Genomic DNA, 12,812 nt, shown 5'->3' on the forward strand with positions numbered 1-12,812 from the left:
TCGCGATGACGAAGGTAAGCGAGCATCAAAAGGCCGAAATCCCCGTAATCGCGCGGCCCAGGATCAGCGCATGAACGTCATGCGTACCTTCATAGGTGTTGACCGTTTCAAGATTCGCCGCGTGGCGCATCACCTGGAATTCGGCGCTGATGCCGTTGCCGCCATGCATGTCGCGGGCGACGCGGGCAATATCCAGCGCCTTGCCGACATTGTTGCGCTTGATGAGTGAGATGGTTTCCGGGATTAGCTCGCCCTCATCCATCCGCCGCCCGACGCGCAAAGCCGCCTGAAGGCCAAGCGTGATTTCCGTCACCATATTGGCAAGCTTCAACTGCACAATCTGGTTGGATGCGAGCGGCCGCCCGAACTGCTTGCGGTCAAGCGTATATTGCCGAGCCGCATGGAAGCAGGCCTCCGCCGCGCCCATCGATCCCCAGGCAATGCCGTAGCGTGCGCGGTTCAAGCAGCCGAACGGACCTTTAAGCCCGCTGACATTGGGCAGCAGCGCGTCTTCCGGCACCTCCACCTCGTCCATCACGATCTCGCCGGTGATAGACGCGCGGAGCGACAGCTTCATCTCGATCTTGGGTGCGGTGAGCCCCTTCATACCTTTTTCAAGGATGAAGCCCCGGATCGCGCCGTCATGCGCATCGGACTTTGCCCACACTACAAACACGTCGGCGATCGGCGAATTGGTGATCCACATTTTGGATCCGGAAATCACATAGCCGCCGTCGACCTTCTTGGCCCGCGTCCGCATCCCGCCCGGATCGGAGCCCGCGTCCGGCTCGGTGAGGCCGAAACAACCGACCCACTCGCCGCTGGCGAGTTTCGGCAAATACTTCTTCCGCTGTTCCTCCGATCCGTAAGCGTAGATCGGGTGCATGACGAGCGAGGATTGTACCGACATCGCCGAACGATAGCCGCTATCGACGCGCTCTACCGCGCGCCCGATCAGGCCATAGGACACATAGTTGAGGCCCGCGCCCCCATATTCGTGCGGGATCGTCGCGCCGAGCAGGCCGAGCTCACCCATCTCGCTCATGATCTCGCGGTCGAAATGCTCGTCGAGATAGGCCTCCGTCACGCGCGGCAGCAGCTTTTCCTGCGCATAACCTTCCGCCGTATCGCGGACGAGTCGCTCTTCGTCGGTCAGCTGCGCATCCAGCGCGAACGGGTCCGCCCAGTCGAACGGCATGATCTTCGCTTCGGCCATCATATCCTCTCTTGTTCGATGACCGCCTAGCCGAGGGCGCGGCTCGTGAAAAGGCTCATAGTCCTGGTCTTAAAGCCTGCCCGTTCATAAGAGTATTGCATGATCAAGTCGGCCAGCGATGCCATGCAAGTGACCGATACTGGCGTCCGCCTGCACGTCCGCGTCACGCCGCGGGCGCGAAAAACGCAATATGCCGGAATCGTCGTGGATGAGCGGGGACGCGCAGCCCTCGCAATCCGTCTCGCAGCGCCGCCGGTCGAGGGAGCGGCCAATGAGGCCCTCCTTGCCTTCCTGAAGTCGGCACTTGGTCTGGCGCGCAATCAATTAACTCTCGTTACCGGCGAAACGGCGCGCGCTAAAACGGTTGCAATCGCGGGTGATGGCGATCTGATCGCGGAACGGATTAATAAATTGGTCGACGCAGCCGATGGTTAAGTCGCTTTACCGTTGATCGCTTCAGGGCCGCCGGACCATCGACGCGGAAACTTTAGGGAATTTCCGATGACTATTTTACGCTTCCTTGCCTTGGCCGCGCTGACGGCCGCTCCGGCCCAGGCTCGGGATTGGTGGCTGATCGGCCAGAGCTACGATTTTGCAAGCTTCATCGACGCCGATTCGATCGAGGGTTATGGCGAAAGCCGGACCGCCGACCTCTTGCGCATCAATTTTGAGCCCAATCGTCAGGGTGAGAAAACCTACAAGATCGTCGCGCGTTGGAATTGCGCGCGCGGAACCTTCGGCATCCGATCGGCGCGAACGGACGATGAATGGGGTTCGGAGATCGTGGCGGTTCGCGGCAAGTATTTCTCGGATACGGAACGACCGCGACGCGGTACGGTCGGAAGGGCTGAACTCGATTTCGTCTGCCGCGGATCGTGGGATGCTCCCGTCGGCCGCCGCAGTGCCGTTCCGCCGGCTGAAGCGGTTGAAAAGGCACTGGAACTGAAGCGCATCGGTTTCCGGAACGGGGACGCCTTCGCGCTCGCCACGTCCGACGTCAACGCGCCCGATTTCCGCGATCTGTTTCGCGATATCGTACCGCCCGCTCAGGCCGACGAAGCGGCGCGCATCGTCGGTTTCGACAATCAATCGGGCTTCGACAGCCAGCCCGGTTTTGATGACGGCTTCCAAAGCGGATTCGACGATCGCTTCGAAGGCGGTGACGAAGTACGGGGCCAGGATCAGGGTCAGGGTGGGAAAGAGTGGCGGAGAGAGTGGGATTCGAACCCACGGTGAGCTTGCACCCACGGCGGTTTTCAAGACCGCTGCCTTAAACCACTCGGCCATCTCTCCGTTCGCGCTGCCTTAGTCGCGAAGCGGCCTTTCGTGCAAGCGGCGCGGTGGAACCGCTGTTGATCCCCGTGCGATTGTGCCACTAGGATGGGCGACGGAGGGACGAGTATGCGTATTCTGGGTTATGCGGCGCTGGCGGCACTGGCGCTTTCGGCACCGGCGAGCGAGTGGAGCGGGGAGGGGATGGCCTTCGCGCAAAATGTCGGGTTGAGCCAGACTGGCTTCCAGGCTTACCTGCCACAGCTGCGCGCGCAGGCGCAGGCGGCGGGCGTCACCCCCGCGACCATCGCTGCGGTCTTCTCGAACCTCCAGTTCAGCCAGCGCACCGTGGAGCTCGATCGCGCCCAGCCCGGCGGCACCGCAGGCAGCAGCGCCATTCCGGCCTTCGCGCCTTATGAAGCGCGCCACGTCAACGCGAACCTCATCAGCCGCGGCCAGCAGCGCTACCGCGCCAATCTTGGTCAGCTACGCACGATCGGTGAACGCTATGGCGTCGACCCTTCGATCATGATGGCGATCTGGGGCCATGAGACGAGTTACGGCTCCGTCACCGGCGACTTCGATCTTTTGAACTCTCTCGCCAGCCTCGCTTATGAAGGCCGCCGCCGCGAGCTCTTCACCGACGAATTCATCGCGACGATGAAGATGATGGATCGCGGCTTTTCGCGCAGCGAATTGAAGGGCAGCTGGGCGGGTGCGACCGGCTACCCGCAATTCCTGCCCAGCGTCTATATCCGCTTGGGCGTAGATGGCGACGGAGATGGCCGCGCCAACATCTGGTCGAGCCAACTCGATGCTCTCGCCTCCATCGCCAATTATCTCGACAATGCGGGCTGGAAACATAACGTCCCCTGGGGCTTCAAGGTGAACGTGCCCGGCAGCTACAGCCGCGCGGGCACCGCGACCGAACTCACTTCGCCCCGTTGCCCCCGCGTCCACGAACGCCACACCAAATGGATGACCGCCGCCGAATGGCGTCAGCGCGGTATCATGCCCCAGGCGGGCGTCTGGCCCGTCGCCGATACCGAGCTGATGAGCCTCCTGGAGCCCGACGGCCCCGGCAAGACCGCCTATCTCCTCACCATCAATTACCGAACGATCCTCGATTATAATTGCTCGAACTTCTACGCACTCTCCGTCGGCCTGCTCGCCGACGCCGTGAAGCGCTAGCATCGCCCGGGCCGAGACGATAAGGTCCGGCCCGGAATCGCAATGTTCACAACTATCCTAGGGTGAGATCTGAATGATGAAGCGTAAGGCGCTGGTTTCTCTGGCTTTGGCAACGGCCCTCACTCTCCCGGCGATCGCCGCCGCGCCGCCGTTCGATACGCCCGCGCCGGTCGCTTATTTGAAGGATCTCTCCTCCGGCGCCGTCCTTTATGCGAAGGACGCCGATCGCCGCATGCCGCCCGCCTCCATGGCAAAGATGATGACGACGCACGTCGCCTTCCACATGATCAAGAAGGGCGAACTGAAGCTCGACCAAATGTGTCAGGTGCGCCCCGAAACCTGGCAGCAATGGCACGGCCCTCAGGCCGGCTCCACCATGTTCCTCTCGCCCGGCGAGCAGGTGAGCGTCCAGAACCTCCTCCACGGCATCGTCACCCTTTCGGGCAACGACGCCAGCGTCGTCCTCGCCGAATGCATCGCCGGCACTGAACCCGCCTTCGCCGCGCTCATGAATGCCGAAGCCAAGCGCCTTGGCATGAAGAACAGCAATTTCGGCAATTCGAACGGCTGGCCGGACGAGGGCGTCACCTACGTCACCGCCCGCGATCTCGCCACGCTGGCCGAAGCGACGATCGAGGAGACGCCCGACCTCTACAAGGATTTCTACGGGCAGGAGAGTTTTACCTGGGGCAAGACGATGGGCAGCGGCCAAGCCATCACCCAGGCGAACCGCAACCCCTTGCTTGGCAAGGTGCAGGGCGCCGACGGCCTCAAGACCGGCCACACGGAAGAAGCGGGTTACGGCTTCACCGGCTCGGCGGTCCAGAATGGCCGCCGCCTCGTCATGGTCGTCGCCGGTCTCGACAGCTATAACGGCCGCATCGATGAATCCGTCAAGTTCATGAATTGGGGCTTCCGCGCCTGGAAGGGCCAGCCGCTCTTCGCCAAGGGCAAGAAGGTCGCCGACGCGCAGGTCCAGCTTGGTGACGAAGAAACGGTCGGCCTCGTCGCCCCGCGCAACCTTGCCGTCACCATCCCGCAAGGCCCGAGCGGCAACATGCGCGTGAAAGTCGTGTACAATGGCCCGATCAAGGCGCCGATCCAGGCGGGCCAGCATATCGCCGATCTCGTCGTTGAAACCGGCAACACCCCGCCGCAAATCATGCCGCTCGTCGCCGAAAAGGCGGTGGGCGAAGCGGGCTTCTTCGGCCGCCTCTGGGCCGCGCTGACCGGCCTCTTCGCCTGATCGTGACCGCGCGCGGGGGTTTCATCAGCCTGGAAGGCGGGGAGGGGGCAGGCAAGTCCACCCAGCTCCGCCGCCTCGCCGCAGCCTTGCGCGCGCGCGGCCTCGAAGTCGTCGAAACCCGCGAACCGGGCGGCAGCCCCGGCGCCGAAGCGATCCGCGCGCTTCTTCTCCAAGGCGACGAAGACCGTTGGACCCCAGAAGCCGAAGCCCTGCTCTTCGCCGCGGCCCGCGCCGATCATGTCGCAAAGACGATAAAGCCCGCCCTCGAACGCGGCGCCTGGGTGCTCTCGGACCGCTTCGTCGACAGCAGCATCGCCTATCAGGGCGGGGCAGGCGGCCTCAGCAGGCAAGCCATCCGCGCCCTCCACGATTTCGGCAGCCACGGCTTTCTCCCGGACCGCACGATCCTCCTCCAACTGCCTGTTGAGTCCGCCGCCGCCCGCGCCGACGCCCGCGACAATGGCGCCGCCGACCGCATCGGCGCCCGGGACGAGGGCTATCATGCCAAGGTCGCGGGGACATTCGCGGAGCTGGCGGCGGAGGATCCGGCGCGCTTCCGCACCGTGGACGCCTCAGGCTCGATCGATGAAGTCGCCGCCAGCGTTTTCGCGGCGGTCGAGGATATCCTGTGACCCTCTCAATCCGTCATGCTGAACTTGTTTCAGCATCCATCTCGCGGGCAACGCCCTTGTCCCCGCCATGGACCCTGAACCGAGTTCAGGGTGACGGTAGGGCGTTAAACCAATCCCGTTCGTTTCGAGCGAAGTCGAGAAACGGGTGTGACGTGGTCGTGCCAGCGCTTCTCGACTTCGCTCGAAGCGAACGGATTGAGGGAAGGGGCCAGCTCGCATGACCCCCCTCTACGGACACACCGAAGCCGTCGCCGCTTTCCGCGAAGGCCTCGCGACAAGCCGCCTCCATCACGCCTGGCTGATCACCGGCCCCGAAGGCATCGGCAAGGCCCTGTTCGCGGAGAAAGCCGCCCTCCGCCTCCTCGCCGAAAAAGCCGGTCCACCCATCGAGATGCCAAATCTCGACGTCCCCGCCAGCCACCGCATCGCCAAGCTCGTCGAAGCGGGCAGCCACCCGGACCTGATGCGCCTCGAGCGCCTGCCCAAGGATAATGCCGGCGAACTCGCCCGCAGCATCACCGTGGATCAGGTGCGCGGCCTCCAGCGTCTCTTCGCCACCACCGCCTCCTTGTCGCCGTGGCGCGCCGTGATCATCGACAGCATCGACGACCTCGAACGCCCCGCCGCCAACGCTCTCCTCAAGAATCTCGAAGAACCGCCCGCCAACAGCATCTTCTTCCTTATAAGTCACGCCCCCGAACGCCTGCTCCCGACCATCCGGTCCCGTTGCCGCCAGGTCCGCCTCTCATCTCTCGATCCTGACGCTATGACGTCAGCCCTCCGCGCCGCGCTCCCCGATGCCGATGAAGCCGAAATCGCGACGCTGGCCGAAGTGGGAGAGGGGAGCCCCGGCCGCGCCATCGCTTTTCGCGGCCTCGATATCGACGCGATGGACGCGGCAATGGCCGCGCTCGTCCGCGAAGGCGATCCGATCAACGCCAAACGCGTGGCGCTCGCGTCCAGCCTCTCTCTCAAATCCGCACAGCCGCGCTACGAGGCCTTCCTCGCTCGCGCGCCCTCCTTCATCGCGCGGATTGCGAAGGAACGGCGCGGCGCAGCGCTTGCCGAAGCGCTCGGCTTGTGGGAAAGGGCGGCCAACCTGGCGGGAAGCGCGCAGCGCCTCTCCCTCGACCCGCAAAGCGTGGCGTTCGAGCTTGCCGGGATGCTGGCAACCCTCGCACCGAAACCGGACAATGGCTGACCCTTTCTACATCACCACCGCGATCAGCTACCCCAATGGCCGCCCCCATATCGGCCACGCTTACGAAGCGATCGCGACCGACGTCATCGCCCGCTTCCAGCGTCAGATGGGGCGCGACGTCTTCTTCCTCACCGGGACGGACGAACATGGCCTGAAAATGGCCCAGACGGCGCGCGACCGGGGCGTCACGCCGCACGAACTCGCGACGGAAATGTCCTCGCTTTTCAAGGCAATGGATGATCGTCTTGAGATTTCCTACGATCGCTTCATCCGCACCACGGAGGCGGAGCATCACGCCGCCAGCCAGGAAATCTGGCGCCGGATGGAGGCCAATGGCGACATCTATCTCGATCGCTACGAAGGCTGGTATTCGGTCCGCGACGAAGCTTATTATGACGAAAAGGAACTGACCGTCGCCGAAACCGGCGAAAAGCTCTCGCCGCAGGGCACGCCGGTCGAATGGACGGTCGAGGAAAGCTGGTTCTTCCGCCTCTCCAAATATCAGGAGCCGCTTCTCGCTTATTACGCCGCGAACCCGGACTTCATCCGCCCCGAAGCGCGTCGCAACGAAGTCGTCCGCTTCGTCGAAGGCGGCCTGTCCGATCTCTCCATCTCGCGCACCAGCTTCGATTGGGGCGTCAAGGTTCCGGGCAGCGACAATCACGTCATGTACGTCTGGGTCGACGCGCTCACCAATTACCTGACCGGCGCGGGTTTCCCCGACGATACAGCGCGTTACGAGCGGTTTTGGCCAGCTGATGTCCACATTATCGGCAAGGACATCATCCGCTTCCACGCCGTCTATTGGCCGGCCTTTTTGATGTCGGCCAAACTGCCGCTACCCAAACAAGTGTTCGGCCACGGCTTCCTCCTCCATCGCGGGGAAAAGATGTCGAAGTCGCTCGGCAACGTCGTCGATCCGCTCGACCTCGCCGACACGTTCGGCGTCGATCCGCTCCGCTACTTCCTCCTGCGTGAAGTCACCTTCGGCCAGGACGGCAGCTACAGCGCGGAAGCGATCGTCAACCGCGTCAATGCCGATCTCGCCAACAGCTTCGGCAATCTCGCCCAGCGGACCTTGTCCTTCATCGCGAAGAATTGCGAAGGCGTGGTGCCGACGGGAGGGAAGGGGGATGCCGCCGACGACGCGCTCCTGGCGCAAGTCTCGGAAGCCGCCGCCGAAATGCGCGCCGCCTTCAACGATCTGGGCCTCAGCCAAGGCATCGAAGCGTGGCTGAAGGCCGTCTTCGCCTGCAACCAATATATCGACGCGCAGGCGCCATGGACGCTCCGCAAGACCGATCCCGATCGCATGATCGCCGTCCTTGGCACGCTCTACGTCGCGATCCGCGATCTCGCCATCATCATCGCGCCGGTCATCCCCGGCTCGGCCGCGAAACTACTCGACCAGATGGGCATCCCGGCGGGCGAGCGCACGCATGACGTCATCGGCGACCGCAGCGGGGTCGAAAGCCTCGCGATTTCCGGATTCCGTCTCAGCGCTCCGACGCCCATCTTCCCAAGGTTGGAACTTCCGGCAGAAGCGGATGCCTAATCTCTTTTCCTCCCACCCAAGCCCGTTCGCTTCGAGCGAAGTCGAGAAGCGCTGGCACGAACCCTTCACCCCGTCTCTCGACTTCGCTCGAGACGAACGGGAAGGGTGAAGGCTCAATGTTCATCGATAGTCACTGCCACCTCAATTATAAGGGCCTGGTCGAAGACCAGCAGGGCGTCCTCGCCCGCGCTCGCGCGGCTGGCGTCGACACGATGCTCAACATCTCCACCCGCGCCAGCGAATGGGACGATGTCGTGGGCTTGGCAGAGCGCGAGCGCGATGTCTGGGCCTCGATCGGCATCCACCCGCACGATGCCGACACCCATCCCGATGTCGAAACCGCGACCCTGGTCGAACGCGCGCAACATCCGCGCATCGTCGGCATCGGGGAAACCGGCCTCGATTTCTATTACGACAAATCGGACCGCGACCGGCAGCGTGCCAGCTTCCGCAACCACATCGCCGCCGCCCGGGAAACCGGCCTTCCGCTTATCGTCCACACGCGAGAGGCGGAAGAAGACACTGCCGCGATCCTCACCGAAGAAATGGGGAAGGGGGCCTATAGCGGCGTCATCCACTGCTTCACGGCCAGCGCCCATTTCGCGCGCAAGGCCCTCGATCTCGGTTTCTACATTTCCATCTCCGGCATCGTCACCTTCAAGAATGCGAAGGATCTGCAGGAAACCGCGCAGAGCCTGCCGCTCGACAAGCTATTGATCGAAACGGATTCCCCGTTCCTCGCGCCCGTTCCCCATCGCGGAAAGCCGTGCGAACCGGCCTTCGTCGCGGACACCGCCAAATTCCTCGCGGCGTTGCGCGGCGAGACGCTGGAGCAACTGTCCAGCGCCACAAGCGCCAACTTCCGCAAACTTTTCGCCAAGGCGGCCCAATGAAGGTCCGCATCCTGGGCTGCGGAACCTCTTCGGGTGTGCCGCGGGTCGGGAATGACTGGGGCGCCTGCGATCCGGCCAATCCCAAAAACCGCCGCAGCCGCGCATCGATCCTCGTTGAAAGCGACGGGAATCCGCCGATTCTGGTCGACACCAGCCCCGATCTTCGCGAGCAATTGCTGGCCGCGAGGGTAAGCAATGTCGCGGGCGTCATCTGGACCCACGACCATGCCGATCATTGCCACGGCATCGACGATCTCCGCCAGCTCTTCCACGCCCGTGGCGCGCCGGTGGAAGGCTATGCGCGTCCCGACACGCTTGCCGCGCTCCGCCACCGCTTCGCTTATGCATTCGAAGGGAAGGGGGGCTATCCCCCGGTCGCGACCGCCAACGATCTTCCCGACCGCCTGTCAGTGGGCGGCCTCGATATCCGCATCGTCGATCAGCCGCACGGCGACATCACGTCCGTGGGCTTCCGCTTCGAGGCGGGCAACCATTCGATTGTTTATTCAACGGACTTCAATATCTTAACAGACGAGATGAGGAATTTATATCAGGGCGCGGACCTCTGGGTCGTCGATGCGCTCCGCCGTCATCCGCACCCGACCCATCCTCATCTGGCGCAGACTTTAGGCTGGATCCAAGAGCTCAAGATCGGCCGTGCCGTCCTCATACACATGGACCAGTCCATGGACTATGAAGCCCTCCGCGCCGAGCTGCCGCCACATGTGGAGCCGGGATATGACGGTCTGGAGATTGTCCTGTGACCGCCGGAGACAGCGCCAACGCCATCTATATCCTGCTGCTGCTCATGCTGATCGGCAGCGCCTTGTTCGCGCGCCAACTCCCGATGCGCAAGGGCCTCAAGATGGCCTTGGGCTGGCTCATCATCTTCTTCATCGCCTTTGCAGCCTTCACTTTGCGCGACGATTTTCGTTTGTTTGGCAACCGGTTGAGCGCGGAATGGACCGGCGGCGCCATTCAGCAGGGCAGCGAGCTCCGCATCCCGCGCGCCGAAGACGGCCATTATTGGATCGAAGGCCACCTCAACGGCGAACCCGTCCGCTTCCTGATCGACAGCGGCGCTACGATGACCAGCATCGGCCAAACCACCGCCGATCGCGTCAAGGCGGATGCATCCGGCGGCTTCCCGGTCGCCGTGGAAACCGCCAACGGCACCGTCACGGCCAGTCGCGCCCGGGTGAAGGAGCTCAAGATCGGCGACATAAAGCGCGAGGATTTCCCGATCCACGTCTCGCAAGCCTTCGGCGACACCAATGTGCTCGGCATGAACTTCCTCTCGAGCCTGTCGGGCTGGGGCGTCGAAGGCAGCTGGCTCGTCCTGCGGCCGTGAAGCCCGCAGGCGTGCCACCAATCGCGCGGAACGCCCGAAGGGCTATGGCCTCCGACAACCGCCAGCCGCTAGAGCTAAGCCTGTCGAAGCCCGATCCAGCTCACACAAGCCCCCCATTTTCCATCTTCAATCTATATTTAACATAATGTATATTATCGGACTTAAATGATAATGCGCTCCAAGCCACTTTCGCCAACTTCCACCCCCTCCAGCCTGGCTGAGCTCCGCGCCATCATGGCCCGTCTCCGCGATCCCCAAATTGGTTGCCTTTGGGACATCGATCAAACCTTCGAAACCATCGCGCCTTATACGATCGAGGAAGCCTATGAGGTTGCGGACGCCATAGAACGCAAGGACTTGGCCGCACTGAAGGACGAGCTCGGCGATCTCCAGCTCCAGGTTGTATACCACGCCCGCATGGCCGAGGAACTTGGCGCCTTCACCCTCGACGATGTGATCGCCGCCATCTGTGACAAGATGATCCGCCGCCACCCGCATGTCTTTGGCGACACTCAGGAAAGTCCCGGCTGGGAAGCCTTGAAAGCCTCAGAACGCGACGTCCATGACGACAAGAGCGCCTTGGCTGGCGTCGCGCTGGCACTCCCGGCGCTAAAGCGTGCCGAGAAGGTCCAACGCCGCGCTGCTCGTGTCGGCTTCGACTGGCCCGATATTAGCGGCCCCCGCGCCAAGATCGACGAGGAAATGGTCGAAATCGAAGCCGCTGAAAGCTTTGAAGAAAAGGCCGCCGAGCTTGGCGACTTGCTTTTCTCAGTGGTCAATTATGCCCGCCATTTGGGAGTCGACGCGGAAGCCGCGCTCCGCGATGCCACCGCCCGCTTTGAAGGACGCTTCCGCAAGGTCGAAACGATGGCGGATGAGCCTTTATCCGACCTCAATATCGAACAGTTGGAAGCCCTCTGGCAAAAGGCCAAAACGGCGGGTTAGATTACTCGGCGTAATTGGCCTGGAATCGCGCCCAGTTTGCACCGGAGAGGCGCACGCTGAGGGTAACGCCAAGATCCTTATGCGCTTGATCGAGCACCTCGCCATTGGCGTGGAGCCAGGCGATCGCTTCCCCGGCAGAGACCGGCAAGGTGATGTCGTGGACCGATGCCCCCTGCCGCAGCCGCTCCGCCGCGAGCCTCAAGAGATCGTCCAAACCTTCGCCGGTAAGCGCTGAAATCGTAACGACATTTTCGCGCCGCCGCGCTTCTTCGCGGATGCGTGACGCTTCTTGCTCATCCAGGCTGTCGATCTTGTTCCAAGCTTCGAGGATCGGAGCCCCCTCCTCTCCTCGCGCGCCAATCTCCTCCAGCACATCCTCAACATCCTGACGTTGCGCATCGCTGTCGGGGTGCGAAATATCGCGGACATGGATGATGAGGTCGGCCGAAATGACTTCCTCCAAGGTTGCGCGGAAGGCCGCGACCAACTGGGTCGGCAGGTCGGAAATGAAGCCAACGGTGTCGGACAGGATCGCTTTATCGATACCCGGCAGGCCGATTTCCCGCATCGTGGGATCGAGTGTCGCGAAAAGCAGATTTTCCGCCATCACATCGGCGCGGGTCAGGCGATTGAAAAGGGTCGATTTTCCAGCGTTCGTATAGCCGACGAGCGCGATGATCGGCCACGGTGCCCGCTGGCGGCGCGCGCGGTGGAGGGTGCGGGTACGCGTCACCTGCTCCAGCTCCTTGCGGAGCTTCGCCATGCGGTCGCGAATCTGGCGGCGGTCGGCCTCGATCTGGGTTTCACCAGGGCCGCCGAGAAAGCCGAAGCCGCCGCGCTGGCGTTCAAGGTGGGTCCAGGACCGGACGAGCCGCCCTGCCTGATAATCGAGGTGGGCAAGCTCCACCTGCAACCGCCCTTCGGCCGTTGCCGCCCGCTCCCCGAAGATTTCAAGGATCAGGCCAGTGCGATCGATGATCTTGGCATTGATCGCCTTCTCCAAATTCTTCTGCTGGATCGGCGTCACCGCGCCGTCGACGATGACAAGCTCAGCCTCATGCAGGCGAGCGGCCTCGGCGATCGCCTCGACCTGCCCCGAACCGAATAGGGTGGCGGGCTTTGCAGCGCGGATTCGGAATGGGAGCTTGTCGACGACGTCGATGCCAATCGCTTCAGCGAGACCTGTCGCTTCTTCGAGGCGAGCCTGCGTATCGCGCCGCCCCTCCCCGCCCATTTCAGGCAAGGCCACAATAGCACGCGCGCCGCGCGCGACATCGGCGTTATCGTCGCGATTGAAAACGCTCAGCGGC

13 protein-coding genes and 1 tRNA gene are annotated in these 12,812 nt (G+C 63.0%); 11 read left to right on the plus strand and 3 right to left on the minus strand.

The window, feature by feature from the left end; genetic code table 11:
- Nucleotides 1-25 precede the first annotated feature (25 nt).
- Nucleotides 26-1,216, minus strand: a complete 1,191-nt coding sequence (locus C7I56_RS04800) for an acyl-CoA dehydrogenase (protein WP_106639347.1) — start codon at nucleotides 1,214-1,216, stop codon at nucleotides 26-28.
- A 99-nt stretch (nucleotides 1,217-1,315) separates the two neighbouring features.
- Here C7I56_RS04800 and C7I56_RS04805 point away from each other — a divergent pair, with 99 nt between their 5' ends.
- Both C7I56_RS04805 and C7I56_RS04810 read left to right on the plus strand, forming a co-directional pair.
- Nucleotides 1,316-1,651 carry a DUF167 domain-containing protein gene (locus tag C7I56_RS04805; protein WP_199792319.1) on the plus strand — a complete coding sequence of 112 codons (336 nt, stop codon included), beginning with the start codon at nucleotides 1,316-1,318 and terminating at the stop codon, nucleotides 1,649-1,651.
- A gap of 66 nt (nucleotides 1,652-1,717) precedes the next feature.
- Complete coding sequence (locus C7I56_RS04810; protein WP_106639348.1) at nucleotides 1,718-2,452, plus strand: hypothetical protein; 735 nt, start codon at nucleotides 1,718-1,720, stop codon at nucleotides 2,450-2,452.
- Here C7I56_RS04810 and C7I56_RS04815 read toward each other — a convergent pair.
- Nucleotides 2,420-2,509: transfer RNA gene (locus C7I56_RS04815), tRNA-Ser, on the minus strand. The two genes, C7I56_RS04810 and C7I56_RS04815, sit on opposite strands and share 33 nt — an antisense overlap.
- Before the next feature lie 108 nt (nucleotides 2,510-2,617).
- On the opposite strand from C7I56_RS04815, the gene C7I56_RS04820 reads away from it, so the two are divergent.
- From C7I56_RS04820 to mazG, 9 genes are all read left to right on the plus strand, one after another.
- Entirely contained in the window at nucleotides 2,618-3,679 is a 1,062-nt protein-coding gene (locus C7I56_RS04820; RefSeq protein WP_106639349.1) for a lytic murein transglycosylase, read from the plus strand.
- 73 nt (nucleotides 3,680-3,752) lie between these two features.
- Nucleotides 3,753-4,925 carry a D-alanyl-D-alanine carboxypeptidase family protein gene (locus C7I56_RS04825; RefSeq protein ID WP_425352370.1) on the plus strand — a complete coding sequence of 391 codons (1,173 nt, stop codon included), beginning with the start codon at nucleotides 3,753-3,755 and terminating at the stop codon, nucleotides 4,923-4,925.
- Nucleotides 4,926-4,927: 2 nt separating this feature from the next.
- Nucleotides 4,928-5,557, plus strand: a complete 630-nt coding sequence (gene tmk, locus C7I56_RS04830; RefSeq protein ID WP_425352371.1) for a dTMP kinase — start codon at nucleotides 4,928-4,930, stop codon at nucleotides 5,555-5,557.
- 217 nt (nucleotides 5,558-5,774) lie between these two features.
- Nucleotides 5,775-6,758 carry a DNA polymerase III subunit delta' gene (locus C7I56_RS12570; protein ID WP_106639351.1) on the plus strand — a complete coding sequence of 328 codons (984 nt, stop codon included), beginning with the start codon at nucleotides 5,775-5,777 and terminating at the stop codon, nucleotides 6,756-6,758.
- Nucleotides 6,751-8,313: a methionine--tRNA ligase gene (gene metG, locus C7I56_RS04840; RefSeq protein ID WP_245409583.1), complete on the plus strand. Its 1,563-nt coding sequence runs from the start codon at nucleotides 6,751-6,753 to the stop codon at nucleotides 8,311-8,313. Before C7I56_RS12570 ends, metG begins: the two co-directional genes overlap by 8 nt.
- A 116-nt stretch (nucleotides 8,314-8,429) precedes the next feature.
- Complete coding sequence (locus tag C7I56_RS04845; protein ID WP_106639353.1) at nucleotides 8,430-9,206, plus strand: TatD family hydrolase; 777 nt, start codon at nucleotides 8,430-8,432, stop codon at nucleotides 9,204-9,206.
- Nucleotides 9,203-9,970 (plus strand): MBL fold metallo-hydrolase, encoded by a 768-nt coding sequence (locus C7I56_RS04850; protein ID WP_106639354.1) that lies wholly within the window; start codon nucleotides 9,203-9,205, stop codon nucleotides 9,968-9,970. Before C7I56_RS04845 ends, C7I56_RS04850 begins: the two co-directional genes overlap by 4 nt.
- On the plus strand, nucleotides 9,967-10,557 hold the full coding sequence (locus C7I56_RS04855) for a retropepsin-like aspartic protease family protein (RefSeq protein ID WP_106639355.1): 591 nt from the start codon (nucleotides 9,967-9,969) through the stop codon (nucleotides 10,555-10,557). Before C7I56_RS04850 ends, C7I56_RS04855 begins: the two co-directional genes overlap by 4 nt.
- Before the next feature lie 171 nt (nucleotides 10,558-10,728).
- On the plus strand, nucleotides 10,729-11,502 hold the full coding sequence (gene mazG, locus C7I56_RS04860; protein ID WP_106639356.1) for a nucleoside triphosphate pyrophosphohydrolase: 774 nt from the start codon (nucleotides 10,729-10,731) through the stop codon (nucleotides 11,500-11,502).
- 1 nt (nucleotide 11,503) lies between these two features.
- On the opposite strand, the gene hflX is transcribed toward mazG, so the two are convergent.
- A complete protein-coding gene (gene hflX, locus C7I56_RS04865) occupies nucleotides 11,504-12,808 on the minus strand; it encodes a GTPase HflX (protein ID WP_106639357.1) in 1,305 nt (434 codons plus the stop codon).
- Nucleotides 12,809-12,812 lie beyond the last annotated feature (4 nt).

Source organism: Allosphingosinicella vermicomposti (assembly GCF_003012815.1).
GTDB classification, from domain to species: domain Bacteria; phylum Pseudomonadota; class Alphaproteobacteria; order Sphingomonadales; family Sphingomonadaceae; genus Allosphingosinicella; species Allosphingosinicella vermicomposti.

Bases quoted from the DNA above. Each gene is read 5' to 3' on its own strand.
- C7I56_RS04800 (WP_106639347.1), bottom strand. From the start codon at position 1,216: ATGGCCGAAGCGAAGATCATGCCGTTCGACTGGGCGGACCCGTTCGCG.
- C7I56_RS04805 (WP_199792319.1), top strand. From the start codon at position 1,316: ATGATCAAGTCGGCCAGCGATGCCATGCAAGTGACCGATACTGGCGTC.
- C7I56_RS04810 (WP_106639348.1), top strand. From the start codon at position 1,718: ATGACTATTTTACGCTTCCTTGCCTTGGCCGCGCTGACGGCCGCTCCG.
- C7I56_RS04820 (WP_106639349.1), top strand. From the start codon at position 2,618: ATGCGTATTCTGGGTTATGCGGCGCTGGCGGCACTGGCGCTTTCGGCA.
- C7I56_RS04825 (WP_425352370.1), top strand. From the start codon at position 3,753: ATGATGAAGCGTAAGGCGCTGGTTTCTCTGGCTTTGGCAACGGCCCTC.
- C7I56_RS12570 (WP_106639351.1), top strand. From the start codon at position 5,775: ATGACCCCCCTCTACGGACACACCGAAGCCGTCGCCGCTTTCCGCGAA.
- metG (WP_245409583.1), top strand. From the start codon at position 6,751: ATGGCTGACCCTTTCTACATCACCACCGCGATCAGCTACCCCAATGGC.
- C7I56_RS04845 (WP_106639353.1), top strand. From the start codon at position 8,430: ATGTTCATCGATAGTCACTGCCACCTCAATTATAAGGGCCTGGTCGAA.
- C7I56_RS04850 (WP_106639354.1), top strand. From the start codon at position 9,203: ATGAAGGTCCGCATCCTGGGCTGCGGAACCTCTTCGGGTGTGCCGCGG.
- mazG (WP_106639356.1), top strand. From the start codon at position 10,729: ATGCGCTCCAAGCCACTTTCGCCAACTTCCACCCCCTCCAGCCTGGCT.